The organism is Streptomyces sp. NPDC101490 (assembly GCF_044767145.1).
Classification (GTDB): Bacteria; Actinomycetota; Actinomycetes; order Streptomycetales; family Streptomycetaceae; genus Streptomyces.
The window spans coordinates 60,809-87,786 of the sequence record NZ_JBIWNI010000028.1; the positions used below are offsets into that span (position 1 = coordinate 60,809).

The following is a 26,978-nucleotide window of genomic DNA, read 5'->3' on the forward strand; positions in this document are numbered from 1 at the left end:
CCGGGGCGCTCCCTTCGCCCCGGCCGGGCGCCCGGGCCGTTCACCACCCCGCCGTGCCTCCCCCGGCCCGGTCGGACAGGACCTCGCCGATCGTGCGGAGCGGAGCGGGGTCCAGCATCTCGTAGTGGCCGCAGGCGACGTCGAAGGACCAGAGACGCCCGCCGCCGTACGTCCGCCAGGCGTCCGGGTCCGCTCCCGGGCCGTCCGACGCGGCCCGGAAGTGGAGCACGTCCACCCCCTTCGTCCGCGCCGGAGCCGCCCGCAGCGCGTCCACCGCCGCCCGCACCGCGATCCGCGCGCCCTCCACCGCCCGCTCCCCGAGCAGCGCGATCTGCTCCGGCGGCGTCCCGTCCACGGCGAACCCGGCCGACCCGGCCACGTGCCGGTGCGTCTCCTCCCAGCCGGGCAGACCCTCCTCGGGAGCCGGGTACGAGTCCAGCAGCGCCACGAACTCCACCGCGTGCCCGCCCTCCACCAGCTCGGCGGCCACCCCGTGCGCGAGGGTCCCGCCGACCGACCAGCCGAGCAGCCGGTACGGCCCCTCCGGCTGCACCTCCCGCATCCGTCGCGCGTACTCCCGCACCAGCTCCTCCGGCTCGCGCGCACCGCCCTCCGGATCGGCGAGGCTCGGCGCCTGGAGCCCGTACAGCGGCACCTCGGGATCCAGGTGCGGCAGCAGCCGCGCGTACGGCCAGGCGAGCCCGCTCGCCGCGTGCACCGCGAACAGCGGCCTCAGCCGCCCCCCGGTCCGCAACGGAAGCAGCACGTCCAGACCGGAGCCCTCCCCCTCGCCGTCGAGCCGCCGCGCCAGGGCCGCCGGGCTCGGCGCCTCGAACAGGACCCGCACCGACAGCTCGGTGCCGAGGACCGCCCGCACCCGGCTCACCAGCCGGGTCGCCAGGAGCGAGTGCCCGCCCAGATCGAAGAAACCGTCGTCCGGGCCGACCCGCTCCACCCCGAGCACCTCGGCGAACAGCGCGCACAACGGCTCCTCGTGCGCGTGGGCCGCCCCCCGGCGGGCGGCGGAGCCGTACACGGGAGCGGGCAGCGCCGACCGGTCCAGCTTGCCGTTCGGCATCAGGGGAAACCGGTCCAGCGGCACCACCGCCGACGGCACCATGTGGTCCGGCAGCGCCTCGCGGAGGAACCGCCGCAGCTCCGCGCCGTCGAGCGCCGCCCCCGGGCCGCCCGCGACGGCGTACGCGACCAGCCGGGGATCGCCCGCCCGGTCCCGCCGCACCACCGCGACCGCCCGCGCCACGTCCTCGTGCCGCAGCAGGGCCGCCTCCACGTCGCCCAGTTCGATCCGGAACCCCCGGACCTTCACCTGTCCGTCGAGCCGCCCCAGATACTCCAGCTGCCCGTCCGGCCGCCACCGCACCTGATCGCCCGTCCGGTACATCCGGCCGCCGGACGCACCGAACGGGCAGGCCACGAACCGTTCCGAGGTGAGCGCCGGGCGGTGCAGATAGCCACGGGTGACACCCGCGCCCGCGATGTACAGCTCTCCCGGCCGCCCCTCCGCCACCGGCCGCAGCCACGGGTCCAGCACGTACACCCGGGCATTGGGCACCGGACGGCCGATCGGCGGATCACCGCCGGAGTCGTCGGCGCCCCCGCGCCACCAGGTCGAGTACGTCGTCGCCTCGGTGGGGCCGTAGATGTTGGTGACCGCGCAGCCCGGCACCCGCTCGCCCAGCTCGCGCAGCAGGGCGTGCGGCACCGCCTCCCCGCCCAGGACCACATGCGGCGCCGACACCTGGAAGGCGCCGCCCGCCAGCACGCTCGCCATCGCCGAGGGGACACCGCTGACCAGGCTCCCCTCCCAGCCGTCCCGTTCGAGCAGCGCGAACAGGTCGTCGACCAGCTCCAGACACCCGCCGAGCGCCAGCGTCGTCACGATCTCGAAGACCGACACGTCGAAGCTGAGCGAGGTGGACGCCAGCACCCGGGCCATGCCCCCGGGCCCGAAGTGGTCCTCGACGGTCGCCACGAAATTGACGGCGTTGGCGTGCTCGACGACCACGCCCTTGGGAACGCCGGTGGTGCCCGAGGTGTAGATCACGTAGGCGGGGTGCCGGGGCAGGAGCGGCCCCGGCCGCTCCCCGTCCACGACGTCCGCGTCCTCCCGCTCCCCGATCCGCCGCATCACCTCCGGATCGTCCAGGACGAGCGCGGCCGTCCCCTCGGGCAGTACGTCCCTGGTCGCCCCGGTGACCACCGCGAGCCGGGGCCGGGCGTCGCCGAGCATCCGCGCCACCCGGTCGGCCGGATAGCGCACGTCCACCGGCACGTACGCGGCCCCCGCCTTGAGCACGGCGAGCAGGGCGACGACCATGTCCGCGCTCCTCGGCAGCGCCAGGGCCACCCGGGTCTCCGGTCCCGCGCCCTCGGCGAGCAGCACCCGCGCCAGCCGGTTCGCCCGGCGGTTCAGCTCGCCGTGACCGAAGGTCCGCCCCCGGTACGTGAGGGCGGGCGCGTCCGGGACCAGCCGGGCCCGCGCCTCGATCAGGGCGGGCAGCGTGGTCGGCGGCACGGGCCGGTCCGTCGCGTTCCACTCCTCCAGGACCCTCCGGCGCTCGCCGTCCGCGAGGACCGGGAGCTCCCCGACCGTGCGGTACGGATCCTCGGCGACCGCCGTCAGGATGCGGGCGAAGAGCCCGGCGATCCCCTCCACCGTGCCGCGCCCCAGCAGATCGGGCCGGAAGTCCAGCCGGATGCCCAGCTCCTCGCCCGGCGCACAGATCAGGGAGAGCGGATAGTGGGTGGCGTCGAACCCCGACACGCCGACCAGCAGCGCCTCACCGAGACGGCGCTCCCCGGATCCCGTCGGATAGTTGTCGAAGACCGTCGTGGTGTCGAACAGGGACCCGAACCCCGCCCGCCGCTGGATCTCCGTCAGCCCCACGTGATGGTGCTCCAGAAGGTCGAGCTGTTCGTCCTGGACCCGTTCGACGAGGTCGAGCAGCGTGTCCCCGGGCTCCGCCCGCACCCGCGCCGGAACGGTGTTGATGAGCAGGCCGACCATCGTCTCGACACCCTCGACCTCGGCGGCCCGCCCCGACACCGTCGTCCCGAACACCACGTCGCCCCGCCCGGTGAGCTGCCGCAGCACCAGCCCCCAGGCCACCTGCGTCACCGTGCCGAGGGTCACCCCGGCCTCCCTCGCCCGGTCCGTCAGCGCGGCCGTCACCCCGGCGGGCAGCGCGCGCACCACCCGCTCGGGGACCACCGTGCCCGCGCCCCGCGCGTGGGGGGCCACCAGCGTCGGCCCCTCGATCCCGGCGAGCGCCTCCGCCCAGGCGTCCCCGGACCACCGCGCGTCCACCTCGCCGAGCCACTCCAGATAGGAGGTGTACGAGGGGGCCGCGGGCAGCGGACCCGCCCCGGCGCCACCGCTCCCCGCGCCGTACAGCCGGAACAGCTCGTCGAGGAGGACCGAGACGGACCAGCCGTCCAGAATGATGTGATGGTTCGTCAGCGCGAACCGCCACCGGGTGTCGTCCAGCCGGATCAGCAGGAACCGGAGCAGCGGCGGCCGGGCGGTGTCGAAGCGCCGGCGCCGCTCCTCCTCGACCAGCCGCACGGCCTCGGCCTCCCGCCCGTCGGCGGCCGTCCCGGTCAGGTCGGCCGTCCGCCAGTCCACTCCGACCCGGGAGCGCACGAACCGTACGGGGGCGCCCGAAGCGTCCGTACGGAACCCCGAACGCAGGCTGTCGTGCCGGTCCTGGAGCACCTGGCAGACGTCCCGCAGCAGCGCCGGGTCGAGCGGGCCCTCGAAGTCGAGTGCCAGTTGGGTGGTGTAGATGTCCTGGCCGTCCGCGTCGAACGCCGTGTGGAAGAACAGCCCCTGCTGGAGCGGGGACGGCCTCGGCGTCCCCCCGTGGGCGTACCCGGCGTGCTCGGGATATTCGGAGCACTCGGAGCACTCGGCGTGCTTGGCCTGCTCGGCGTGCTCGGAGTACGGGGGGGTCTGCTCGTGGATGCGGTCCGCTGTGGTCACGCCGTCTCTCCCGGTTCGCCGGTACGTGCGGTCAGGGTCTCCAGGGCCTCGAACCAGGCGTCCGCGAGGGCCTCCACGCGGGACCGTCCGAGAAGGGCCCGCGGATACGCCCAGCTGACGTGGAGCTCCGGCCGGTCCCCCCGGTCCAGGACGACCGCGGACACCTCCAGGAGGTGCGTCAGGGGCATCTCGGGGTCGCCGCCCCCGGAGACCGCCCCGGACTCCGCCGCCAGCGCCCAGTCGGACGCCTCGGGCCGGTCGAAGCGGCCCAGGTAGTTGAAGAGCAACTGTGCCCGGGGCCGGGCCGCGAGCACGGGCGCGGTCTCCGGATGCAGATGGCGCAGCAGACCGTGGCCGAGCCCCTTGTCCGGCATCCTCCCGAGCTGCTCGTCCACCGCCCGCACCGTGCCGTCCGGATCGCCCGGCCGCCCCGGGAGCCGTACGGGGAACATGCTGGTGAACCAGCCCACGGTCCCCGACAGGTCGAGGCCGTCGGCGATCTCCTCACGCCCGTGCCCCTCCACGTCCACGAGGAACGGCGGGCCGTCCCCGGAAGCACCGCCGTCCCCGGAAGCACCGACGTCGCCGGTCGCCGCACGCCACTGCCCCGCCGCCGTGCTCAGCGCGCCCAGCAGCACCGCGTTCACCCCGACTCCGAGACGGGCGGGCACCCGGGCAAGCAGCGGTTCCGTCCGCTCGGCGGGAAGGACCCGGGTCACCCGGTGCTTCGACTCCTCCACATCACGGCCGGCCACGAGCGCCGCGCCGGGCACCAGATCGCCCGCTCCCTCCACGACACCCAGCCAGAAGGGGAGTTCACCGGCTCGCCCCCGCGCCTCCCGCTCCAGACAGCGCCCCCAGTCGGCGAACGACACGGGAGTGACGCCCGGCCCGGCCGTGCGCGGGGCGCCGCCGCTGCTCAGGTCCTCCAGGAGGACGCGCCACGAAACCCCGTCCACCACCAGGTGGTTGATCATCAGCAGGAGCCGTCCTGGCCGTCCGGGACCCGTGTCGAACCACACCGCCTGGAGCATGTTCCCCTCGCCGGGCGCCAGCCGCCGCCGTGCCGCGTCCGTCTCGGTGCGGACCAGCTCCGCGAGCTCCCCGGCCCCGCGTCCGGCCGCGTCGATCCGTACGACGCGGTCGGCCCCGTCCACCGCGCCGCGCGGCAGCACGTCCAGGCGCCACCCGGGGGTGCGCCGCAGCCGTGTCCGCAGGGCGTCGTGCCGGTCGAGCAACGTCCGGACCAGCTCCCGCAGCCGCCGCAGGGACAGACCGGCCGGGGTCCGGACGAGCACGGACTGGTGGAAGCCGTCGACGGGGCCGCCCCGTTCGCGCTGCCAGTGCATGATCGGGGTGAGCGGCACCTCGACGGCCGCCGTGCCCTCGACGGCCGCCGCCACCGGGGCGGGCGCCGCCGCCGCGCCCGCCTTGGGCGGCCGTGCCTTCGCGTGGACGGCCAGCTCGGCGACGGTGCGGTACCGGAAGACGTCCCGCGTGGAGAGGGCGAGACCGCGTGAACGTGCCCGGGACACCAGCCGGATCGACACGATGCTGTCGCCGCCGAGCGCGAAGAAGTCGTCGTCGACGCCGACCCGGGGCCGTCCGAGGACGGCCGCGAACAGCTCGCAGAGGACCTCCTCGGCGGGAGTCCGCGGCTCCCGCGCCCCCGGGGCCGGGGCGGCGGGCTCCTCCGGCGGGGGCAGCGCGGACCGGTCGAGCTTCCCGTTCGGCGTGAGCGGCAGCCCGGCGGGAAGCACGACGACGGCGGCGGGAACCATGTACGGCGGCAGCGCCCGCCCCGCCCACCCGGTCAGCTCCGGAACGAGCCCCTCGGCCGTACCGGTGGACCCGGCGAGGGCGACGTAGGCGACGAGCCGCCGCTCGCCCGGCCGGTCCTCGCGCACCACCACGGCGCTGCGGGCGACCCGGTCGTGCCGGTCCAGGACGGCCTCGATCTCCCGGGGCTCGACGCGGAAACCGCGCAGTTTCACCTGGTCGTCGGCGCGCCCGAGGAAGTCGAGTTCGCCCCCGGACGTCCACCGGACCAGATCACCCGTGCGGTACAGACGGGCGCCGGGCGGACCGTACGGATCGGCGACGAACCGCTCGGCGGTCTGCCCCGGCCGCCCGAGGTAGCCCCGGGCCACCCCCGCACCCCCGATGTACAGCTCGCCCGGCACGCCCACGGGCACCGGCCCCAGCGTCCCGTCCAGGACGTACACCCGGGTGTCGCCCAGCGGGGAGCCGAGCGGCGGGCGGTGCGCGTTGTGCGGGCCGATCGGGGCCGCGAGGGACCAGATGGTCGTCTCGGTGGGCCCGTACACATTGGTGACCTCGGCGGCCAGGCCCACGAGACCGGCGGCCAGGGCCGGGGGCAGGGCCTCGCCGCCGACGAGGACGCGCAGGCCCCGGACCGCTTCGGGGACCTCGGCCACGAGCCCGGACCACAGGGAGGGGGTCGCCTGGACGGCGGTGACCCCGTGCCGTCCGGCCAGCTCGCCGAGGGCGTGCGGCGCGTGCACCTCGTCGGGCGAGGCGAGGACGACCGCGGCGCCGTGGACCAGGGGCAGGAGCAGCTCCAGATGGGCGATGTCGAAGGCGACGGTCGTCACGGCGAGCAGCCGGTCGGCGGGGCCCAGCGGCAGCCGCGCCCGCAGTGCGGCGAGCAGATGGGCCAGATTGCGGTGGGTGACCACGACCCCCTTCGGGCGGCCCGTCGAACCCGAGGTGTACAGGACGTACGCCGTGGCGTCGGCCGGGACCGGTTCGTCCGGGCCCGTACTCCCGGCCCCGGCGGGCAGGGGGCCGTCCAGGGCGAGCCAGTCGTCGGTGCCGAGCGCCTCGCGGGTGGCGCGGTCGGAGAGCACCAGGAGCGGTGCCGCCTCGGCGAGCACCGACGCCACCCGGTCCCGGGGGTGCCGCGGATCGACCGGGAGGTACGCGGCGCCGGTCCTGTGCACGGCGAGCAGCGCGACCAGGAGGTCGGGGGTGCGGCCCGTCGCCACGGCGACCAGCCGCTCGGGACCCGCGCCCAGTCCCCGCAGCAGTCCGGCCAGCCGGTCCACCCGGGCGTCGAGTTCCCCGTAGGTGATCCGGCCGGTGCCGTGGAGCACGGCCACCGCCTCGGGTGTCCTGGCGGCCTGTTCCCGGAACCACCGGGGCACCGAGCCGTCCGGCACCTCCCCACCGGCCCCGGGGCCGGACCACTCGGTGAGGACGGTGTGCCGTTCGGCGGGGGACAGCACGTCCAGTCGTCGCACCGGCAGGGTGGGGCGGGCGGACGCGTCGGCGAGGAGCCGGGTGAAGCACCCGGCGATCCGTCCCGCGGTGGCCGGGTCGAAGAGGTCGGGCGAGTGGACGAGGGTGCCGTCGAGGCCACCGTGGGACTCGGAGAGGTCGAAGAGGAGGTCGAAGGGGACGCTCCGGTAGCGGCCGTGGGGCAGCGGCTCGACCTGGAGACCGGGCAGTTCCACGGCGCCGGTCGCGTTGTTCTGCAGGCTCAGCATGACCTGGAAGAGCGGGTGCCGGGCCGCCGACCGCACCGGCGCGACGGCGTCCACGACCTGCTCGAAGGGCACGTCCTGGTTCTCCAGCGCGGCGAGGACCCCGGGACGGACGCGGTCGATCAGCTCGTCGAGGTCCGGGTCCCCGGAGACATCGGTGCGGACCACCACGGTGTTCACGAAGCAGCCGACCAGCTCGTCGAGACCGCTGTCGGTACGTCCGGCGACCGGGCTGCCGACCAGGACGTCCGTCCCGGCGCCGAGCCGCCTCAGCAGCGCCGCCAGGACGGCGTGCAGCACCATGAACACGCTCGCGCCGTGCGCGCGCGCCAGCGCGGTGAGACGCGCGTGCACCTCGGGGGTGATCCGGAACGGCACCGTCCCGGCGCGGTGGGTGGTGGCGGGCGGGCGCGGCCGGTCGGCGGGCAGCGCGATCTCGTCGGGGGCCCCGGCCAGCGCGCCCGTCCAGTGGGCGAGCTGCCGGGCGAAGGGGCTCCCGGGGTCGTCCGGCGCGCCCAGCTCCTCCCGCTGCCACAGGGTGAAGTCGGCGTACTGCAAGGGAAGTTCGGGGAGGTCGGGCGCCCGGCCCCGCAGCCGGGCGGCGTAGGCCCCGGAGAGGTCCCGGAGGAAGGGGGCGGCCGACCAGCCGTCGAAGGCGATGTGGTGGACCGTGACCACGAGGACGTGCTCCTCGGGTGAGCGGGCGAGGAGTTCCGCCCGCAGGGGTGTCTCCCGCGTCAGGTCGAAGTCGTGCTCCGAGGCCGCGAGGACCGCCGCCTCGACGTCGGCCTCCGGCACCGCCCGTGCCGGCAGGTCGAACCCGGCCGGATCCAGGACCAGTTGGCGGGGCACCCCGTCGGTGACGGGAAAGACGGTGCGCAGGCTCTCGTGCCGGGTCACCACGTCCCGGAGCGCCGCCGCGAGGGCCTCCGCATCCAGACGGCCCGTGAGGCGCAGGGCCGTCGTCACGGTGTGCGAGGCGGAGCCCTCCGTCAGCTCGCCCTGGAGCCAGAACCGTAGCTGGGAGAAGGACGGCGGCAGGACGTCCCCGCGCGGCCGGGGCCGCAGGGGGCCACGGCCGGTCCCGGAGGCCCCGAACCTCCCGGCGAGCCCGGCGGGCGTCGGCGCGTCGAAGACCGCGCGCGGGCCGATCCCGCCGTCCAGCACCTCCCGCAGCCGGTTCACCAGCCGGACGGCGAGCAGTGAATGCCCGCCGAGCGCGAAGAAGTCGTCGTCCGCGCCCACCTCCGGCACCCCGAGGACCTCGGCGAACAGCCCGCACACCAGACGCTCGGCGGGCGTGCGGGGCGTGCGGGAGCCGGTGCTCCGTACGGGCGCGGGCAGCGCCGCCCGGTCCAGCTTGCCGTGGGGGGTGAGGGGCAGTCCCCCGGGGAGCACGACGAGGACGGGCAGCATGTAGTCGGGCAGGTTCCGCCCGGCGTGCGCGGCGACGCCCGGCGCCCGATCGCCGACGACGCCCCCGGCGGGCACGAGGTAGGCGACCAGGACGCGCTCCCCGGGCCGGTCCTCCCGTACGAGGACGGCGGCGCGGCCGACGGCCGGATGACGCTCCAGGACCGCCTCGATCTCGCGGGGCTCGATGCGGAAGCCCCGTATCTTCACCTGGTCGTCGGCGCGGGCGAGGAAGTCGAGTTCGCCGTCGGCGGTCCACCGGACGACATCACCCGTGCGGTACATACGGGTGCCGGGCGCGCCGTGCGGATCGGCGACGAAGAGCCCCGAGGTGAGTCCCGGGCGGCCGAGGTAGCCGCGGGCCAGTCCGGCGCCCGCCAGGTACAGCTCGCCCGGCACTCCGACGGGCACCGGCCGGAGCCACCGGTCGAGGACGTACACCCGGGTGTTCGCCATGGGCCCGCCGATCGGCGGCCTGCCCCCGTCCGCGTCCCGGGCCGGGTCCAGGCGCCTGGACGTGGTGAACGTGGTGTTCTCCGTCGGCCCGTACACATGGGTCAGGGCGGTGCCGGGGAACTCCGTCAGCATCCGCCGCACGGCCCCGCCCGACGGCTGCTCGCCCCCCGTCCAGACGTGCCCGAGCCGCCCGAGCAGCGGACTTCCCTCCGCTACCAGCAGATTGAACAGGGCGGTGGTGAGGAACGCGCTGTCCGCGCCGCCCTCGGCCGCGGCACGCTCCAGCGCCCCGGGCGAGGAGTCGCCGGGCGGCACCAGCACGACGGTGCCGCCGCCGAGCAGCGGCACCCACAGCTCGTACGTCGAGGCGTCGAAGGAGTACGGGGAGTGGGCGAGCACCCGGGTGTGGCCACCGTCCGCCGCCCAGCGGGGATCGGTGGCGAGCGCGACGATGTTCCGGTGGGTCACCAGGACGCCCTTGGGGCGGCCGGTGGAGCCGGACGTGTACATCACGTACGCGGCCCGGTCGCCGGAGACGTCCGGCCATCCGCCCGCCGGGCCGGGGCTGTCCGGATCGCGGCCGTCCGGAAGGGTGTTGTCCGCAGCGCGGCCGTCCGGACCGGTGTCGTCCGGACCGGTGTCGTCGTCGGCCAGGACCAGCGGAGGGCCGGGCGGCGGGCCCCCGGACGGGGCGCCTTCCGGCTGCGGGACCGTGAGGGCCTCGGCCCGCTCCCGGTTGGCCTCGTCGGCCAGGAGCAGACAGGGCCGCGCCTCGGCCAGGACCGCGCGCTGCCGCTCGTCCGGGTTGCGCGGGTCCAGGGGAAGGTAGGCGGCCCCGGTCCGCAGGACGGCGAGCAGGGCGACGACGAGATCGGTGGAGCGGCTCATGGCCACGGCGACCAGCCGTTCGGGGCCCGCGCCCCGCGCGCGCAGACGCCGGGCGAGGCGTTCGGCCCGTGCGTCGAGTTCCGCGTAGCCGATCCGGGACGGGCCGCAGACCACCGCGACATCGTCGGGGGCCGAGGCCGCGCGCCGCCGGAACAGCTCCGGTACGGAGTCGGCCGGGAGCGGGACGTCCCGGCCGTTCCACGTCTCCAGCGTCGTACGCGCCTCGGCGGGGGAGAGGAGTTCCAGACGGCCCGTGGGCCGCTCGGGGGCGGCGACCGCCCGGGTGAGGAAGGCGGTGAAACAGCGGGCCAGTCGCTCGGCGCCGGACCGGTCGAAGAGGTCGTGGGCGTAGACCAGGGCGCCTTCGAGCGTCCCGTCGGTCTCCACGACGTCGAAGAGCAGGTCGAAGGCGGTCGTACGGTGGGGCACGGGGGCCAGGAGACGGGTGTCGAGGCGGGGGAGGCGCACGGCGGCGCCCGCGTCGTTGCGCAGGTTCAGCATGACCTGGAAGAGCGGGTGGCGGGCCGCCGACCGCGCCGGGTTCACCGCCTCCACGACCTGCTCGAAGGGCACGTCCTGGTGGTCGAGCGCGGCCATGACGGCCGCCCGCGCCTGGCGGAGCAGCCCGTGGAAGTCGGGGTCGCCGGAGGTGTCGGTCCGGATGACGACCGTGTTGACGAAGCAGCCGACGAGGTCGTCGAGACCCGCGTCGGTGCGTCCGGCGACCGGGCTGCCGACCAGGACGTCCGGACCGGCGCCGAGCCGCCGCAGGAACCCCGCGAGCGCCGCGTGCAGGACCATGAAGGTGCTGGCGCCGTGCTGACGGGCGAGCCGGGAGAGGTCCTGGAAGACGTCGGGCGGCAGGCCGAAGGGGACGGTTCCGGCCCGCTGGGTGGCGTCGGCGGGGCGCGGCCGGTCGGTGGGCGGCGCCGCCTCCGCCGGTGCGTCGGCGAGGACACCGGTCCAGTGGGCCAGTTGCTCGGCGAAGAGACTGCCGGGGTCGTCGGGCGCGCCCAGCTCCTTGCGCTGCCACAGGGTGAAGTCCGCGTACTGGAAGGGAAGTTCCTCCCAGGTCGGGGACCGGCCGTCGAGCCGCGCGGTGTAGGCGTCCGAGAGGTCGCGGAGGAAGGGCGCGACGGACCAGCCGTCGATGGCGATGTGGTGCACGGTGATCGCCAGCACATGGTGGCCGGGGGAGCCGACGGCGAGCAGCACGGCCCGCAGCGGGATCTCGCGCTCCAGGTCGAAGGGGTGCCCGGCCGCCTCGGCCACGGCAGCCTCGACGTCCTCCTCCGCGACCTGCCGCAGGGGCAGCCCGACCGTCACCGTCTCCAGGATCCGCTGCCCGGGTACTCCGTCGGCGACCGGGAAGACGGTGCGCAGGCTCTCGTGACGGTTCACCACGTCCCGTAGCGCCTCGCGCATCGCCGCCACGTCCAGCGGGCCCGTCAGCCGGAGCGCCATCGAGGCGTGGGGCGCCCGGCCGTCGCGGTCCATCTCTTCCTGGAACCAGAACCGCAGCTGTGAGAACGACAGGGGGATCACGGTGGTCTCGGCCTCTCGGGTCTCTCGGGTCTCTGGGATCAGTTCGTTGCGCATGCCGCGCGGAGCGCGTTCAGGTGCCGCAGCCCGTCCAGCACGGTCCTGGTGCCGATGCCGAAGTCGATCAGGCACGCGATCTCGTCCACGCCGGCGGCGCGCAGCCGCTCGACCGTCGCCGTCGCGTCCGCCACCGTCCCGAAGAGGCCACGCTGTGCGAAGTAGGCGTCGAAGGACCGGGCGACGAGGAAGTCGAGGTCCTCGTCCTCCAGCGCGTCGATGTCGAAGTCCGGGTCGAGGGCGCCGAACGAGCGGGCGATCAGATGGACCGAACTCCTGAGGTAGGCGGTCAGCGGTCCCTCGACGGTGGCCCGGACGTCCTCCCGGTCGGTGCCGAGGAAGCTGTGCAGCATCAGGACGACATGGCCCTCCCAGCCGTCGTGGGTCTCGCGCGCCGTCCGCCGGTACGCGGCGATCCTCGCGGCGAGCCCGTCGACGTCCTGGTGCAGCAGATGGGTGAGGACCCCGGCCCGTGCCGTCGCCGCCGTACGGAACGTCTCCGCATCGCCCGCGCTGGTCACCCAGAGCGGCAGCTCCCGCTGGACCGGGGGCGGGAAGATCCGTACCGTCGCCGGGGCGCCGTTGCCGTCCAGGACCTCGTGGTCGTCCCCGCGCCACAGCCCGCGGAGCTGCTCGACGCTGTCGGCCAGCAGGCGCTTGCGGTCCTCGTACGGTGTCCGGCTCAGCGCGAAGTCCACCGGGTGCCAGCCGGAGGCGAGGGACACCCCGGCCCGGCCGCCGGAGAGGTTGTCCACGACCGACCACTCCTCCGCGATCCTCAGCGGATGGTGGAGGGGGGCGACGACGCTCCCGGCGCGGATGGCGACGTTGCTCGTGATCATCGCCAGGGCGGCGCCCACCACGGACGGGTTCGGGTAGAGCCCGCCGAAGGGGTGGAAGTGGCGTTCGGGCGTCCACACCGCGCGGAAGCCGTGCCGGTCGGCGAAGCGGGCTCCTTCGAGGAGCAGCTCGTACCGTCCGGCGTCCCCGTCCTGCGTGCTGTCGTCGGCGAAGTAGAAGAGGCTGAAGTCCATCGGGGATCCTTCGGTGAGCCTTGTCGTCCATGATCCGGTCGTCCGCCGGGGTCCCGCGCCGCCGTCAGCCGGGGCGGGGCATCCTCCGCAGCGCGGGCCGTGCCTTGCGGGCGCCGGAGAGCCGGGACGCGAGCCCGGCCACCGTGGGCGCGTCGAAGACCGTGCCCACCTGGAGCTCCACGCCCAGCTCGGCGCGGACGCGGCTCACCAGCCGGGTGACGAGCAGCGAATGCCCGCCGAGCGCGAAGAAGTCGTCGTCGACGCCCACCGGGTACGCGGTGTCCGACCAGGCCCCGGTGTCGATTGCGCTCTCTGTGTCCGCCGTGCCCGCCGTGCCCACTATGCCCGCCGTGCCCTTCGAAGCTGCCGCGCCGGCGGGGGCGGTGTCGTCGGCGGCGCTCGTGCGCGGCCCGTCCGCCGGTTCCGTCGTGGCGAGGCCGAGGATCTCCGCGTACATCCGGCACAGGGCCGCCTCCCGCGCGTTCCGGGGCGGTCGCCCGGTGCCGCTCCGGACGGCGGGCGGAGCGGGCAGGGCGGCCCGGTCGAGCTTGCCGTGCGGGGTCAGAGGGAAGGCGTCGTGCACCACGATCGCGGACGGCATCATGTACCCGGGGAGGTACGCGGCCGCCCACGCGGTGACCGATCTGATCAGTTCGGTGTCGTCGGTCGCGGCGAAGGGCACGCTGACATGACGCTCGGGGTCCAGCCCTGTCCCTGTCCCTGTCCCGGTCGCGGCTCCGCTCCGGCCTCCGGTCTCCGGAGGGAAGTCCTCCTCCCCGGCGGAGAATTCGGCGTCGACGTGCTCGGGACCCGCCTTCGCGGACCAGCGCAACACGGCTCGGTAGCCGAGGCGTTCGCCGAGCCGCGCGAGATCCTCCGGGTCCGGACCGGAGTCCGGTGAACCGCCCGAGGCGCGCAGATCCTCGGCGAGGCGCGCGTTCGGCACACCGGACACCCGGACGGGCGAGGCGCCCCGGACACGGTCCCGCAGCGCGTCGGCGAGGCCGTCGAGCGTACGGACGTCCGCTCCCCACACCAGCTCCGTCACCGTGCCGGGGGCCGGCCGCGCACCGCCGGAGCCGGACGGTGCGGCCCCGGTGCCGGACCGCGTACCGCCGGTGGGGCGCGGCCCGTCTCCGGTGGGGCGCGGCCCGTCTCCGACGGGGGGTGCGGCTCCGGCGGAGGACACCGTGTCTGCGGCCGGGCGCAGGACGACGTCGTAGCGGTACCGGGTCAGTTCGTTGTGGTGGGTCCCCCGCTTCAGCCGGACGTCACAGCTCGCGAAGGGCTGCCCGGCGCTCCCGGCGGTGACCGTCGACGACCGGAAGAACTCCGGATCCACCAGCAGCTCCGGATCCCTCGCCAGACCGCGCGCCACCGCCCGGCGCTGCTCCGCGCCGCCCGGTGCGGCACCCGTGGAACGAGCCGCGACCGCGCCGTGGAAGGCCTCCGCGAGCCCCAGGTGCCGTACGTCGCCGACGAACACCGAACCGCCGGGCACCAGGGCGTCCGCCGCGAGCGCGAGGACCCGGGTGAGATGGCGTCCGCCGGGGAAGTACTGCACGACGGAGTTGAGGACGACCACGTCGAAGTACCCGCGCGGGACGCCTTCGTGGTCGTCGGCGGGCCGACAGTCCAGGACGACCCGCCCTGCCAGGTCCGGCCGCCCGTCCACCCGCCGCCGCAGCCGCTCGATCACCCGGGGCGAGAGATCGGTCCCCCAGTAACACTCCGCCCCGGGGGCGAGCTGTGACAGCAACAGGCCGTTGCCCACGCCGAGTTCGAGGACGCGCCGGGGCCTCAGCGCGCGGATGCTCCGCACGGTCTCGTCGCGCCACTCGCGCACCTGCTCCCACGGCAGCGCGCTGCCGTCGTAGGAGCTGTTCCACCCGGTGAAGTCCTCACCGAAGGCGGCTTGTTCGTCGACCGGAACGGCGTCGAGCACGCGCCGCCAGTCGGCCACCCGGTCCGCGTCCGCCAGGCGAGCCGCGTCCGCCCCACGGTCCGCATCCGTCCTACGGTCCGCATCCGTCCCACGGTCCGCATCCGTCCCACGGTCCGCGTCGGCCGGGTGGTCCGCTTCGGTGGTGCCGAGGTCCGCGTCACGCGGATGGTCGGCGTCCGACCGCGCGGGCGGCTCGCGGAGGACGTGGGCCACGAGCCTCCGGTCACCGTACCGGTCCTCGTGCACGGTCACCGCGGCGGCCGACACCCCGGGATGCCCGGCGAGCCGCGCCTCGATCTCGCCCGGCTCGATCCGGTGGCCACGTACCTTGACCTGGTCGTCCGCCCTTCCGACGAATTCCAGATCGCCCGCCGCACGCCACCGCACCAGGTCCCCGGTGCGGTACATCCGCGTCCCGGCCGGTCCGTACGGGTCGGCGACGAAGCGCCCCGCCGTCAGACCGGGCCGGCCGAGGTAGCCCCGGGCCAGATTGGCCCCCGCGACGTACAGCTCGCCCACCTCTCCGACGGACACCGGCCGCAGAGCGGTGTCGAGGACGTGGAGGCGCGTGCCCCGGATCGCCCCGCCGATCGGCGGTGTGCCGTCCCGCTCCGTCAGTGGTCGGCTCATGGTGGCGCAGACCGTCGTCTCCGTGGGCCCGTATCCGTTGACCAGAGTCCGCCCGGGAGCCCAGCGCCGTGGCTGTTCCGCGTCCAGGGCCTCACCGGCGGAGACAAGGAAGCGCACGTGCGGGAGGGCGTCGGTCGGCAGGACCCGCAGCACGGAAGGGGGCAGGGAGGCGTGGGTGACCCGCTGTCCGTCGAGGAGACGACGCAGTCCGGGACCCGGCAGCAGGTCCCGGGCGGGCGCCAGGACGAGCGCGGCCCCCGCGGACAGTGCCATCGCCAGCTCCCAGAAGAACGCGTCGAAGCCCGGTGACGCGAACTGCAGGACCCGGCTGTCGGCGTCCACCCCGATCGTCTCGTGCTGGTGGGCGACCAGGTTGGCGAGACCCGAGCGGGTGACGACCACGCCTTTGGGCAGACCGGTGGACCCGGAGGTGTAGATGACGTACGCGGGCAGCTCGCCCAGGGCGCGCCGGGTGCCCGGTGGCGGCCCGCCCGCCGGGGCGCGCCGCAGCGCCGTGCGGGTCTCCGGGTCGTCCAGGTCGGTACGGGGCACCACGACACCGGACGGCAGGACCGTTGCGGAGTCCGCGAGGAGCAGGGTGGGGGCCGCGTCACCCAGGACGTGGGCGATGCGCCGCGCCGGGTAGCCGGGGTCCACCGGGAGGTGGGCGGCGCCGCTCTTCAGCACCGCCAGGACCGCGACGACCAGATCCACCGAGCGGTCGAGCGCCGAGGCCACCACCGTCTCCGGTCCCGCGCCCCGCGCGGCCAGCACATGGGCCAGCCGGTTCGCGCGGGCGTCGAGTTCCCCGTAGGAGACCCGTTCCTCGCCGAGGACCAGGGCGACGGATTCCGGGGCGGCCCCGGCGTGTCCCTCGAAGAGGTCGATGAAGTGCCGGGCCGGGGCGTCCGTGACGCCATGCGGCCCGGGGCCGTATGGCGCGCTCTCGGCGGGTGGGGTCGCGCCCGTCACCTGGGTGCGGGGTACGTCCTCGGCGGGCAGCGCGATGAGTCGTCCGTCCTTGCCGGGCGGGGCCGTGCGACGGCCGTCCTCGGCCACCGGCTGCCGCGAGGCGTCCATGACATGGGTGTGGAGCGGGGGAACGGGCGAACCGCTCGGAGGCAAGGGGCCGGTGCCGGGCGCGGCGCTCGCGGCGCCCACGCGTTCCGTCGGTTCGCACAGCAGGACGGCGTCGACTCGTCCCCGACCGGCGAGGCGTTCCAGGTCCGCCCGGAGGGTTGAGGAGACAGGCTCCCCGGCGAGAAGCAGCCGCAGCGGAGGGATGTCCGCGGCCCCGGTCGCCAGGTGGGGGCGCAGCGCCTCCCAGCGGGACGGGGTGGTGTCCAGGTCGGTTGCCTCGCGCTCCCGGAGGAACCGGGCGAACAGCCGTGGATCGGCGCGCTGTTCGTCGTCCGGAAGGACCAGGGTGTCACCTCGGCAGACGCGGGCCCACTGCCGGAGTGAGACGTCGGTGTCGAGGTCCGCGTCCCACACCACCCGCGCCGGAGCCGGGAGGAACACACCGTGCTCCTCCCGGGCTGCCATGAGGCGCGCGGTGTCGCCCCGGCTGACCGTGACCGCCTCGGGTGACCCGTCGCCCCCCGGGACGTGGACGACGAACGCCGCCGCGTCATCGGCCACCTCACCCACCGGAACCGGCGCGCCCACGCCGAACGGTCCCAGGTCCGAAGGGAGGTGGAGGCACCGCGTGCCCTCCGGCCACCCGCTGTCACCGGGCCCGGTGACGACCACTCCGCCAGGACGTGTTGCGAAAGCCCCGCCTGCCTGGGGGTGTTCGGCACGCACGCTCGCCGTGTTGTCCCCGGCGGGCGGGCGCCGCCGGTACGCCGGACGGGCCGGGTCCAGCGGTACGCAGACCGCGCCGAGCCACCACACCGCGAGCATCGCCGCCACCGGGCCGACCCCACGGGGGAGGTCCAGGGCGACGGTCGTCCCGGTTTCCACGCCCGCCCCGCGCAACGCCCGCGTGGTCCGCTCCACCCGCTCGCCCAGTGCTCCAAAGGTCACCGACTCCGACGGCGTGACCACGGCGACGCGCTCGGGCCACCGGGCGGACACACGCCGGAAGCGGGTGAGGAGGTCGAGCGCACTGGTGACCACGGACAGCTCCTTGCGCGGGAAAGGGGGCGGTGCCGGTGTGAGTGGTGCGGGAGTGACCTGACGCGCCCGGGGTGTCCGTGGCGCGGCCCGTCGTCAGTGCGGCGCGGTGCCCGTCGCGCCCCGGGCCGTCGTCGGCCACCCGCCCGGGACACCGCCCGGCGAAGACCGGGGGGTGCGCTGGTCCTGACCTCTGACGAGGGCCGGGAGGACGCCGGTCTCCTTCTCGAACGGATCGCTCATCCGGGCTCGATCCTCCCCATGGGACACGGTGCGTTGGCGGTGGACGCCGTCGAGCCTAAGCGGCACCGGCGGGAAATGGCCACCCTGGTTTCCAGGGCGGAGAAAATCTATGATCCGGCCCCGAACTCGCTTGCGACGAACGTACTCTGAGGCCCGTTCAGGTCACTTCGCCATCGATGTCCGGAGGCCGCGCTGGAGTCCGTCACGCCGACTGCCGCGCAGTCCGCGAAAGACCGTGGCCGACGCCCGCACCGGAACTTCCGGCTGCTGCTGGTCGGCGAGACCACCAGCAAGCTGGGCACCAGTGTCACGTCCGTCCTGCTTCCGCTCGTGGCCGTGACCACCCTTCACGCCTCGCCGTTCACGATGGGCGTGCTCACCGCGGCGCCCTGGCTGCCGTGGCTGGTCATCGGACTGCCCGCAGGGGCGTGGGTCGACCGTCTCGCGCCGCGCCGCGTCATGCTCGTGTGCAACGTGGTCTCCGCGGCGGTGTTCGTGAGCGTTCCGGTCACCTGGTGGCTGGGAGCCCTGACCATCGGGCACGTCCTGGGCGCCGCCCTGGTCTCCGGCGCGGCCTCCGTCTTCTTCTCCACGGCCTACTCGTCCTATCTGCCGCGACTGGTGCCCACGGAAGACCTGATGAGCCGCAACGCGCAGCTCCAGGCGGGGGACCAGGCCGCCAGGATGGCGGGCCCCGGCCTCGGCGGACTGATCGCCCAGGCCCTGGGCAGCGCCCCGGGCCTGCTGCTCGACGCGGTCTCCTTCGTGGTGTCGTCGCTCTGCCTCACCGCCATCCGCTCCGACGGGCCGCGCCCGGCCCCGGCGCCCCGGCGACCGCTGGGCCGCGAGATCGCCGACGGTCTCCGCTTCGTCGTCGGAGACCCGCCGGTGCGGGCCGTCACCGCGTTCGGCGCGGGGGTGAACCTGGCGATGGCCGGATTCCAGGCCGTCCAGATCGTCTTCCTCGTACGGACCGTCGGCGTCGGCCCCGACACCCTCGGCTGGCTCGTCTCCTGCGGGGGGATCGGCGGAGTGCTCGGCGGGCTCATGGCCGGGCGGCTCGCCCGGCGCCTCGGCTCGGCACGCGCCCTGCTGGTCATCCACCTCGCCGCCGCGCCCTTCGGACTGCTGGCCGCGCTCGCCGCTCCCGGCGCGGGCCTCGCGTACTTCGTCCTCGGCACGGTCGTGATGTTCGCCGGGGTCGTGGCCTGCAACGTCATCATCGTCAGCTTCCGGCAGGCGTACTGCCCCGCCGAACTGCTGGGCCGGGTCACCGCGACCACGCTGTTCCTCAACTACAGCACCATCCCGCTCGGGGCCCTCCTGGGCGGCTCCCTCGCCTCCCTCCTCGGCGCCCGCGCCACGATGTGGGCCGTCACCGCCGCACTGCTGGCGGCGGGCTCCTTCCTGCTGATGGGGCCACTGCGCGGCCTCCGTGACCTGCCCGGCGCACCCACCGCCGACGCCTGAGGATTTCCGGCCACACCCCGGCCACGTCCCTGGGGGCCGTAAGACCTCCGGAGAAGGGTGTACGGGCCTCCAGAAGGGCCGCTGCCCGACGCCCTACGCCCGACACCTGCCCCCGATGCCCGGCACTCCGCCCGCCGCCAGAGGCCTGAGGTCCGACGCCCGCCGCCCGGCACTCCGCCCGCCCCCTCATACGACGATGCAGGTCAGGGCCGCCCACAGCAGCGGAGAGTCAGCGATCCGGCCTTCGGCGCGCCAGCGGTCGAGCCGCTCCCGCTGCCAGGCGCACAGCGCGCGCACCGGGTCGGTGTCCTCGTGGGCGGTGTCGACGGCGACGACCGCCTCCGACAGCGGCCGGACCGACTCCGGCACGCCCGCCAGGTAGTGGAACGCGAAACTGGTCGGCAGCGGCCAGCGGGTGGCGGTCACCAGGTCCGCGCCGTTGTGGAGCATCGCCGTGGCGAGTCCGAACGACTCCGCGAACCGCAGGTCGCCGCCGCTCTCACAGCCGATCAGGGCGACCCTCGGCGGCGCGGGCCAGATCAGCGCCCCCGGTTCACCGTCGCCGTGCAGGGGGAGCGTCCCCAGCAGGAGGTCCTTGGCCGACAGCGGCCGATGGGCACGGACCGGCTCGGCCAGCCCGGCCGTCCCCGGACCGCAGCACAGATGGAGCGTGCCCTCCTCGCTCTGGCCGCCCTCGACCGGTGCTCCGCTGACATGACCGACGTACAGCAGTCGGCGCGGGCCCGCGCGCAACGCACCACTCAGCCACTCCCGGTCCAGGTCGGTGCGCCGGAACGCCTCCGCCGGAGTGGCGGGAGACGGCACCACCGGGCCCGTGTCGAGATGTCTTCGGACCAGCGCGAGCAGTTCCGGGTCCGAGCCGGGCGGCCCCAGCACGGAGCCGAGCGGCGAGTCGGCCCGGAAGCCGGGCACACGGGGGTCGAGCACGAGCACCACCGGGCCGGACACCTCGGCCGACGGCTCCGCACCCGCCGCGCCGCTGCCCTTCGCCGCACCTCCATCCGCGCTCCGGCGCCGCAAGGACGTCGGCGCGGTGGTCACCACGTCCGCCAGGTCCAGGAGCCGGACATCCGTGTCGTCCACGGCCAGCAGCTCCCACGGGACCTGGGCAGTGCGGGGGGACGGCTGGAGCCGTATCAGCGGGCGGCCCGCACGGGTCGCCACCTGCCGGATCTGCTCGGTCAGGCCCTCCGGCCACAGCACCCCGCCCAGCGCCCGCGCGAGCCGCCGTTCGGCGCCGCGCTCGGCGAACGGGCCCGCGCCGAGAGCACGTCGTATCCCCGCCTCCCCCTCGCCCGAACCGGGCAGGGCGGTATTCAACTCGCCCACCACCCGATCCACTTCGGCGGCGGGCGCGTATCCCGTGCCGAACCCCCGGGCGCCCCCGGCCCACGTCCAGGTCATGAACAGATCGCCCGCGTCGGCGAACCGGACCTGGACCACCGGCCGCCCGGCCGCCGCACCGGTGTCCTGAAACGGAACCTCCACCTCGTCCACGATCCGCCGCCCGTAACGGAATTCGGCCGCCGCGATGTACTCCTGGAGCGCCACCCGGCCGGACTCCGCCGACATCCGTACCTTCGGCGGCGGTCCGACGCGCAGCCCGACGGAGGCGGCGGCCTCCGCGGCGACACCCCCGAGCGACACGGCCCCGCCTTCGCCGTACGTCTTCATCGCGGGGTCCGGGAAGACCGGCGTGCCACCGGACCGGGCAGCCCCCGACCGGCTCCCGAGGGACAGCGCCGCGCCCGCACCGCGGTGCTCCACCAGCTCGAAGAGGAGCCCCTGGTCCTGACGGCGCACGGCGAGGCGGAAGACCAACCACATCGCCTCGTCGGCCAGTTCCAGCCACTGGCCGCGCGCATGGGCCGTGACGAAGTCGTGACGGGCCGCGGCGAGCGTCAGCGCGGCGGGGAGGGCCAGGGAGAGCGCGGTGTCCACGGACATCCGCTCGTGCTCGCCGTGGTCCGACCGGTTCAGATCGTCCTCGAGGGTCCGTGCGAGCAGCAGGTCCACCTGCGCGCACCGCTCGTGGATCCGCCGGGCCTGATAGACGTCCCGGGCGTCCTGGGCCAGCCGTCTCATCTCCTCGATGTCGCCCCGCACATAGGCGTGCTGGGCGCCGAGCAGCATGCTGTCGGCGGCCGCCACGGACGCGCCGAGCCGGGTGAACCGGTCCAGGCTCGCCGCCATCAGGTCCCGCGCCCCCGTGGCGTCACCGCGCAGACCGGCCAGGTGACTGCGGGCCTGCTCACAGACCGCCAGGTCCCCGAACCGGCGCTGTCCCTCGAAGATGGCGGACACCTCTGTGAACAGCGTCTCCGCGCGGCCGAGTTCGCCCCGGCCCCAGGCGAGGAACGCGCGGTGTGTGAGCAGCGCCTGCCGTTCACCGCTGTCGCCCAGGGCCAGGAAGCCGTCCTCAGCCCGCGCGAAGTAGTCCTCTGCGGGGTCGTACCGTCCGGTGGCGGAGCAGATCGCGCCCAGTGCGGTCAGCAGGCGCGGGATCGTCTCCGCCGCGCTGCCCGGAGTGACGGACAGGAGGAGCGCGGCATGTTCCTCGGCGGCTCCCCATGAGCCGTGTGCCATCAGCAGGAGCACCCGGCCGAGGCCGATCTCGGCGGCCCGCAGCCCGTCGGGGTCCGTGAACTCGGGCAGGACGGCCGCCGCTTCGTCGAGACGGGCCAAGGCCTCGTTCGGGCGTCCCGTCGCGCTGAGTACGGCGGACCCGGCGATCAGTGTCCGCAGCAGGATCTCCAGCCACAACTGACGCCCCCGTGGCCCCATCGGCTCCGCCGCGACGCTGTCGAGGAGCGCGCGGGACCGCTCGTTGGCCCCTTCCGCGCGGGGCAGGTCCGAGGCGGAGAGGAGCACGCTCGCGAGGTCGGCGAGCACATGTGCCCGCAGGAACCGCACGTCGGGACTGTCGTCCAAGGAGCCCGCGAGATCGAGGAGTTCCTGGTGGACGGCGTGCGCGGCCCCGAACTCGGCGGCCATGTGATGCCCGTGGGCCTCGGCGAGACCACTGTCGAACGGCTCCCCGTACAGGCCCGTCGGCGCTCCGGTCCCGTCCGTCATCTCAGTAGTCCTCCCCGGTGGCGGTGGCCGCGAGGACCTCGGCGAGGAAGGGCCCCGCGACGCCGTCGAGCACCTCGTGCTCCACCCCCGCCGACTCGTCGAGCGCCCCGCCCGCCACGGACCGTGCCGCGCCGGCGAGGCGCCGCCGCGCCAGGGTACGGACGGCGGCGCGCCCGGCGCGCGCCCCGGCCCCGGCCCCGGCCCCGGGGTCGAAACCGGGCAGCAGGACGCCGACCTCGACGCGCGGCGCGCCCGGGCCCGCGCCGGACGGACCGGCGCCCAGGTCCACGTCCGCCAGGCCGGTCCACAGGTCGTCCCGCCGGGCGAGGGGCACCCGCAGCGGGCCGCCGCCGTTCGCCGAGACCTCCGCGACGAGAGGCGCACCGGTGGCCGGAGCCGCGACGTGCGCGACGACCTCGATCTCGACCAGCCGCCGCGCCCCGACCGCGCGTGCGGTCCAGGACACCGCCTCCTCGGCGGCGTCGACGAGACCGGGCGGGTAGCGGCACCAGTCGTTGACGCCGTACCCCCGGGCGATCACCCGGCTGCCGGGGAGGGGCGGACCGCCCGCCGCGAGGGCATAGCCGGACCGCCGCGCGAACAGCGCGCCGAGATCGGCCGGAGCGCCCGTACGACCCTGGGACGGCTCCCGCTCCAAGGTCGCACGCAGCAGGCGCAGTTCTGTCCCGTCCAGCCCGGCGCAGTCCGCCGCGTCCACGACCAGCCGCAGCACCCCGTCCAGGTGACGTGCGGTGGCCGTCGGCCGGGGCGCCGCACGCCACCACTGGAGCAACGGACCGAGAGCGTCCAGCCGCTCACCGATCAACTCCGCCGCGCAGTCGTCCGGTTGGTCACCCCCGTCGTCGAAGAGCTGCTGACAGCGGTGGGTGAGGGCCGCCGACTCCAGGGCGAGCACGCCCGGTTCGAGCACCGCGATGCCGTCCCCGTACGAGGCGGGCCACCAGCGGGCCGCCCAGTGCGCGAGACCGAGCCGGGCGGCGGCGCCCGCGAGGTCGGAGGGCTCCGCCGGGACACGTACGCCCGACGCTCCTTCCCACAGGGCAGCGGCATCGTGGATACCGCTCCCCGCCACGGCCCCCCGCACCCTTGCCCCGGGCGCACCCGCGCGCCCGGCCGCCGGACCGTGAGGGCTCCCCGCCCGTACGGTGTGCACGGCGGCGGCGACGCGCTCGCCGTAGAACGCCCACAACCACTGCTGCGCCCGCACCGGGTCATGGATCTCCGCCACCGGCGGCCCCGGCGTCCCGAGGACGGGCCAGACGAGAACCGCCCCGGCTACATCGAGCACAGCCTGAGCGAAGTCGGGAGCGGTGCCTCTCTCACCCGGACGGCCCCCGCCGCCCCCGGACCCGGACCCGCTCCCGGACCCGCTGCCGGGATCGGGAGCGACCAGGACCACGCCGTCCTCGCCCGGACCGACACGGACGACCGTCTCCGCCCCGGCCATCACACGTCCCCCTGCCCGGAGGGCTCCACCACGGCCGGGGGCGCCTCCGCCAGGGCGCGCAGGGCCGACCGGACCCGGGCACGATGGTCCATCATCACCGAGCGGGCGACCCCGTCGAGGACCGCCCAGGCCGAGGCGAGGTCCGTCAGCGGCGCGCCGCGCACGTCCCGCCCGTGCAGCCGCACCCACAGCCGCCGCGTATAGGCGGCCCACGGGGTACGGAGGTCCCGGGCGAGGGACTCCAGGGCGCCGCCGTCCGGGTCGGGCCGGGGCGAGACGGTCATCCTGCGGGCACGCAGCACCGAAGTCTCCCGCCGCCAGCGGCTGTTGACGGCCCGGTGCGCCGTGGTGCGGCCCGCCGGGGGCGTGCCGGTGCCCAGCGGATCGAGGCCGACGGCGAGACGCCCGCCGAGGACGGCGGCGACGCGCAGGCTCTCGTCGCGGAGACCGAGCGGAGCGCAACTGCGCCCGGCCTCCCGGGCGACGAGCTCCGGAACCGTCGGCAGTTCCTCACGCCGGGACGAACTCTGCAGGACGACGAAGAGCCGCTCGAAGAGCGTCCGGTCGAGGGGCGCGGGCAGTGTCGCGGTCGACGCGCCCCGGCCGACCTCGGGCCGGGGCGGCACCGGGAGGGCGGTGAGCCCCAGGGAGACCGGCGGCCCCTCGGTGCCCCACACCCCGTGCGTCCCCGCCCACAGGGCCCGGCCGAACAGCCCGCCGTGCCCCGCGTCGACCATGGCGGTGTACGCGGGGGCGCCGTCGGGCGCGGCGCAGGCGTCCAGGGCCTCGGCGGCCAGCGCGACCGCGACGGTCACCTCCGTGGCGGGGGCGCCCGTGCCACCCTCCCGCGCGGCGCCCGCGCGAGCCTGCCACCCGACGGCCAGTTCCGCTTCGAGCCGGTCGCGTCGACCGACGTCCGCGAGGTGCTCCCGGAGCGCTTCCACGGTCCGCCCGCCGCCCGACTCCGCCACCTCCGTGACGACGGCCCCCGCCATGTCCTCCGCGTCGGCCGGAGGAACCCCGTACTCGACGGCCAGCTCGAAGCACCGCTGGAAATAGAGGTCTTGGGGGTTTCCGGCCACGACACCCCGCGCCCGGCGGGCCTTCTTGAGCAGGGTGAACCAGCGTGCCGTCGCCGCGAGGAGCGGCGCGGACTCCCGGACCAGGGCGTCGAGGCGCGCGGCCTCCTCCGGTACGAGGAAGTCCGCCGCGAGTCCCGGCCGCAGCGCGGGCCTGACGACCAACGGCAGCACGATCAGCTTGACGGTCCTGGTCAAGGGGGCCCCGCCGGGGCCGCTCAGCGGTTCGAGCCCCGGCCCCAGGGCCCGCCAGGCACGGTCGATGACCATGGCCCGGGACCGGGGCCCTTCGGTCGGCTGGCGCGGCGACGACATGCGGGGAGCGTACGTCGTGCCCGCGTGGGCGGGCGAACCTGGGATCGGTAGGCGTCCCGGACCGCCTAGCGTCCGTCCCGCGTACCGCACGGGCTCACCACAAGGAGAAGCGGCCATGGGAATCTTCGGGAAGCGACGCCGGAACCGCGCGGAGCGGGCAGCGGGGATCGCCGACGAGGTGGCGAGCGGCAAGGGCTTCTACGGCCGCGCCACGCGCGCGTTCCTCGGTCAGGAGGACTTCGCCAGGGTCCAGCAGTCGATCGGCGCGTACCGCTCCGGCCACGAGGTCCAGCAGCTGCTCGCGGCGGGAGTGCCGACCGTGCCCGCGGTCGTCGTGTCGCTCGCGGACACCGGACAGCTCGTCAACTTCGACCCGGTCGTCGATCTGGTCCTCCAACTGTCCGGCGGCACCGCCCCCGTCGGGGTGCGGACCGTCGTCTCCAAGCTGCGGATCCCGCGCCCCGGTGACCCGGTGTTCCTGCTCGCCGATCCCGCCCGGCCGGGCTCCTACCTCTACGCGGGGGACGGCGTGGCCGGTGGCCTCCCGCCCGAAGCCCCGCACCACTGAGGTGCCCGGCCACGACGGCCCCCGGTGGACACGGGTGTCACGGGTCGGCCCCCGGAGCGCGGCCTTTCTGTACGGCGCCGCCGCGACGCTGTGCCTGTGCGGACCGTTCACGCTCGGCGCGGTTCTCGTCGCCGGTCGGGAACTGCTTCTCATCGGCGTCGTCTTCACCGTGGTCCTGCTGCCTCTCGGCCTGGCGCTCTGGGGCCACACCGCCGCCGAGCGCGGAGCGGGCCGGCGGCTCGACGCCCAGGGGATCCCGGCGACCGCCGAAGTCACCGCGCTGACCAGGTGGGAGGACGGAGAGGACTCCGGCGCGGACGTCGGCCTGTGGATCAGCGGGCCGGGGTTCCCGCCGTTCGAGACGACCTGGCGCCGCTCCTCCCACAGCGCCCTGCGCGTCGGCCTGCGGCTCCCGGCCGTCGTCGACCCGCCCCACGCCACGTACCGCGTGGAGATCTGACGGTTCGCCTCCGCCCCACCGCCGTCCGGCGGCGCCGGAGCCGCCCCGCGCACCCGCTCGACAGGAGGACGGCGAAGGCCCCGGGGCGGGCTCGGCGAGACCGTCATCGGCCCCGGCGTCGAGGAATCCCGCCTTCGACACGTCGGATTCCCGTAGAGCGCCGAGTTCCACTCTCCCGGAGGGAGTCCTTTCCCTTCGGGAGAGTGGAGCCACGGAGTCGCGGCGAGATCCCGGAATGAGCGCCGAAAGACCGAGGTGGAGAAAAATGCGTCGGCGCGGAGAAACGTATTGCCCTGGCTTCCCGATGGAACGGAAGCCAGGGCAATGCGCTGATTCTGAGGTGCTGAAGCCCCGTGGAAGGGGCGACTATCTCGTGACCTCGACGCGTTCGGTGGTGCCGGTGATCTGCGCCTCGACGCGTTCGGTGGTGTCGGGGGCCGGTGCCGTGACGGGTTCGGCAGTGGTGGCGCCGGACTTGCTGCGCAGGCCGAACGCGCTGATGAACGCGGCGACCAGGGCTGCGACCAGGGGCACCACGAGAGCGGCCTGGTAGCCGTCCAGGAGAGCGGCGGGAGAAGTCCCGTCGGTGGCCGCGATGTTGACCGCGGCGACACCGGACAGACCCAGCGCCGCACCGAACTGGAACGAGGTGTACAGCAGACCGCCCGCGACGCCCTGCTCCTCCTC

General features: G+C 75.2%; 11 protein-coding genes and 1 pseudogene. 3 read left to right on the plus strand and 9 right to left on the minus strand.

Annotated features, from left to right (window positions below; all coding sequences use genetic code 11):
- Positions 1 to 40: 40 nt before the first annotated feature.
- From ACIRQY_RS31995 to ACIRQY_RS32015, 5 genes are all read right to left on the minus strand, one after another.
- Positions 41 to 4,003 (minus strand): amino acid adenylation domain-containing protein, encoded by a 3,963-nt coding sequence (locus ACIRQY_RS31995; RefSeq protein WP_403931445.1) that lies wholly within the window; start codon positions 4,001 to 4,003, stop codon positions 41 to 43.
- Positions 4,000 to 11,865 carry an amino acid adenylation domain-containing protein gene (locus ACIRQY_RS32000; RefSeq protein ID WP_403931447.1) on the minus strand — a complete coding sequence of 2,622 codons (7,866 nt, stop codon included), beginning with the start codon at positions 11,863 to 11,865 and terminating at the stop codon, positions 4,000 to 4,002. Before ACIRQY_RS32000 ends, ACIRQY_RS31995 begins: the two co-directional genes overlap by 4 nt.
- Positions 11,850 to 12,899 (minus strand): MupA/Atu3671 family FMN-dependent luciferase-like monooxygenase, encoded by a 1,050-nt coding sequence (locus tag ACIRQY_RS32005; protein WP_403931449.1) that lies wholly within the window; start codon positions 12,897 to 12,899, stop codon positions 11,850 to 11,852. The genes ACIRQY_RS32000 and ACIRQY_RS32005 overlap by 16 nt, the downstream gene beginning before the upstream one ends.
- A 64-nt stretch (positions 12,900 to 12,963) precedes the next feature.
- Positions 12,964 to 17,595 (minus strand): amino acid adenylation domain-containing protein, encoded by a 4,632-nt coding sequence (locus tag ACIRQY_RS32010; protein WP_403931451.1) that lies wholly within the window; start codon positions 17,593 to 17,595, stop codon positions 12,964 to 12,966.
- Between the two features lie 93 nt (positions 17,596 to 17,688).
- Positions 17,689 to 17,835, minus strand: coding sequence for a hypothetical protein (locus ACIRQY_RS32015; protein WP_351792571.1), 147 nt, complete (start codon positions 17,833 to 17,835; stop codon positions 17,689 to 17,691).
- 264 nt (positions 17,836 to 18,099) lie between these two features.
- On the opposite strand from ACIRQY_RS32015, the gene ACIRQY_RS32020 reads away from it, so the two are divergent.
- Complete coding sequence (locus tag ACIRQY_RS32020; RefSeq protein WP_403931462.1) at positions 18,100 to 19,305, plus strand: MFS transporter; 1,206 nt, start codon at positions 18,100 to 18,102, stop codon at positions 19,303 to 19,305.
- A 186-nt stretch (positions 19,306 to 19,491) separates the two neighbouring features.
- On the opposite strand, the gene ACIRQY_RS32025 is transcribed toward ACIRQY_RS32020, so the two are convergent.
- The 3 genes from ACIRQY_RS32025 to ACIRQY_RS32035 all read right to left on the minus strand — a co-directional run bounded on the left by ACIRQY_RS32025 (position 19,492) and on the right by ACIRQY_RS32035 (position 25,263).
- Positions 19,492 to 22,401, minus strand: a complete 2,910-nt coding sequence (locus ACIRQY_RS32025; RefSeq protein ID WP_403931453.1) for a hypothetical protein — start codon at positions 22,399 to 22,401, stop codon at positions 19,492 to 19,494.
- A gap of 1 nt (position 22,402) precedes the next feature.
- Entirely contained in the window at positions 22,403 to 23,710 is a 1,308-nt protein-coding gene (locus ACIRQY_RS32030; RefSeq protein WP_403931455.1) for a hypothetical protein, read from the minus strand.
- Between the two features lie 158 nt (positions 23,711 to 23,868).
- Positions 23,869 to 25,263 carry a hypothetical protein gene (locus tag ACIRQY_RS32035; RefSeq protein WP_403931457.1) on the minus strand — a complete coding sequence of 465 codons (1,395 nt, stop codon included), beginning with the start codon at positions 25,261 to 25,263 and terminating at the stop codon, positions 23,869 to 23,871.
- A 115-nt stretch (positions 25,264 to 25,378) separates the two neighbouring features.
- On the opposite strand from ACIRQY_RS32035, the gene ACIRQY_RS32040 reads away from it, so the two are divergent.
- Together ACIRQY_RS32040 and ACIRQY_RS32045 are read left to right on the plus strand one after the other, a co-directional pair.
- On the plus strand, positions 25,379 to 25,831 hold the full coding sequence (locus ACIRQY_RS32040) for a hypothetical protein (protein ID WP_403931459.1): 453 nt from the start codon (positions 25,379 to 25,381) through the stop codon (positions 25,829 to 25,831).
- Positions 25,832 to 25,865: 34 nt separating this feature from the next.
- Positions 25,866 to 26,291 (plus strand): hypothetical protein, encoded by a 426-nt coding sequence (locus tag ACIRQY_RS32045; RefSeq protein WP_403931460.1) that lies wholly within the window; start codon positions 25,866 to 25,868, stop codon positions 26,289 to 26,291.
- 366 nt (positions 26,292 to 26,657) lie between these two features.
- Here ACIRQY_RS32045 and ACIRQY_RS32050 read toward each other — a convergent pair.
- Positions 26,658 to 26,978, minus strand: a pseudogene (locus tag ACIRQY_RS32050) (MFS transporter); the annotation flags it as partial.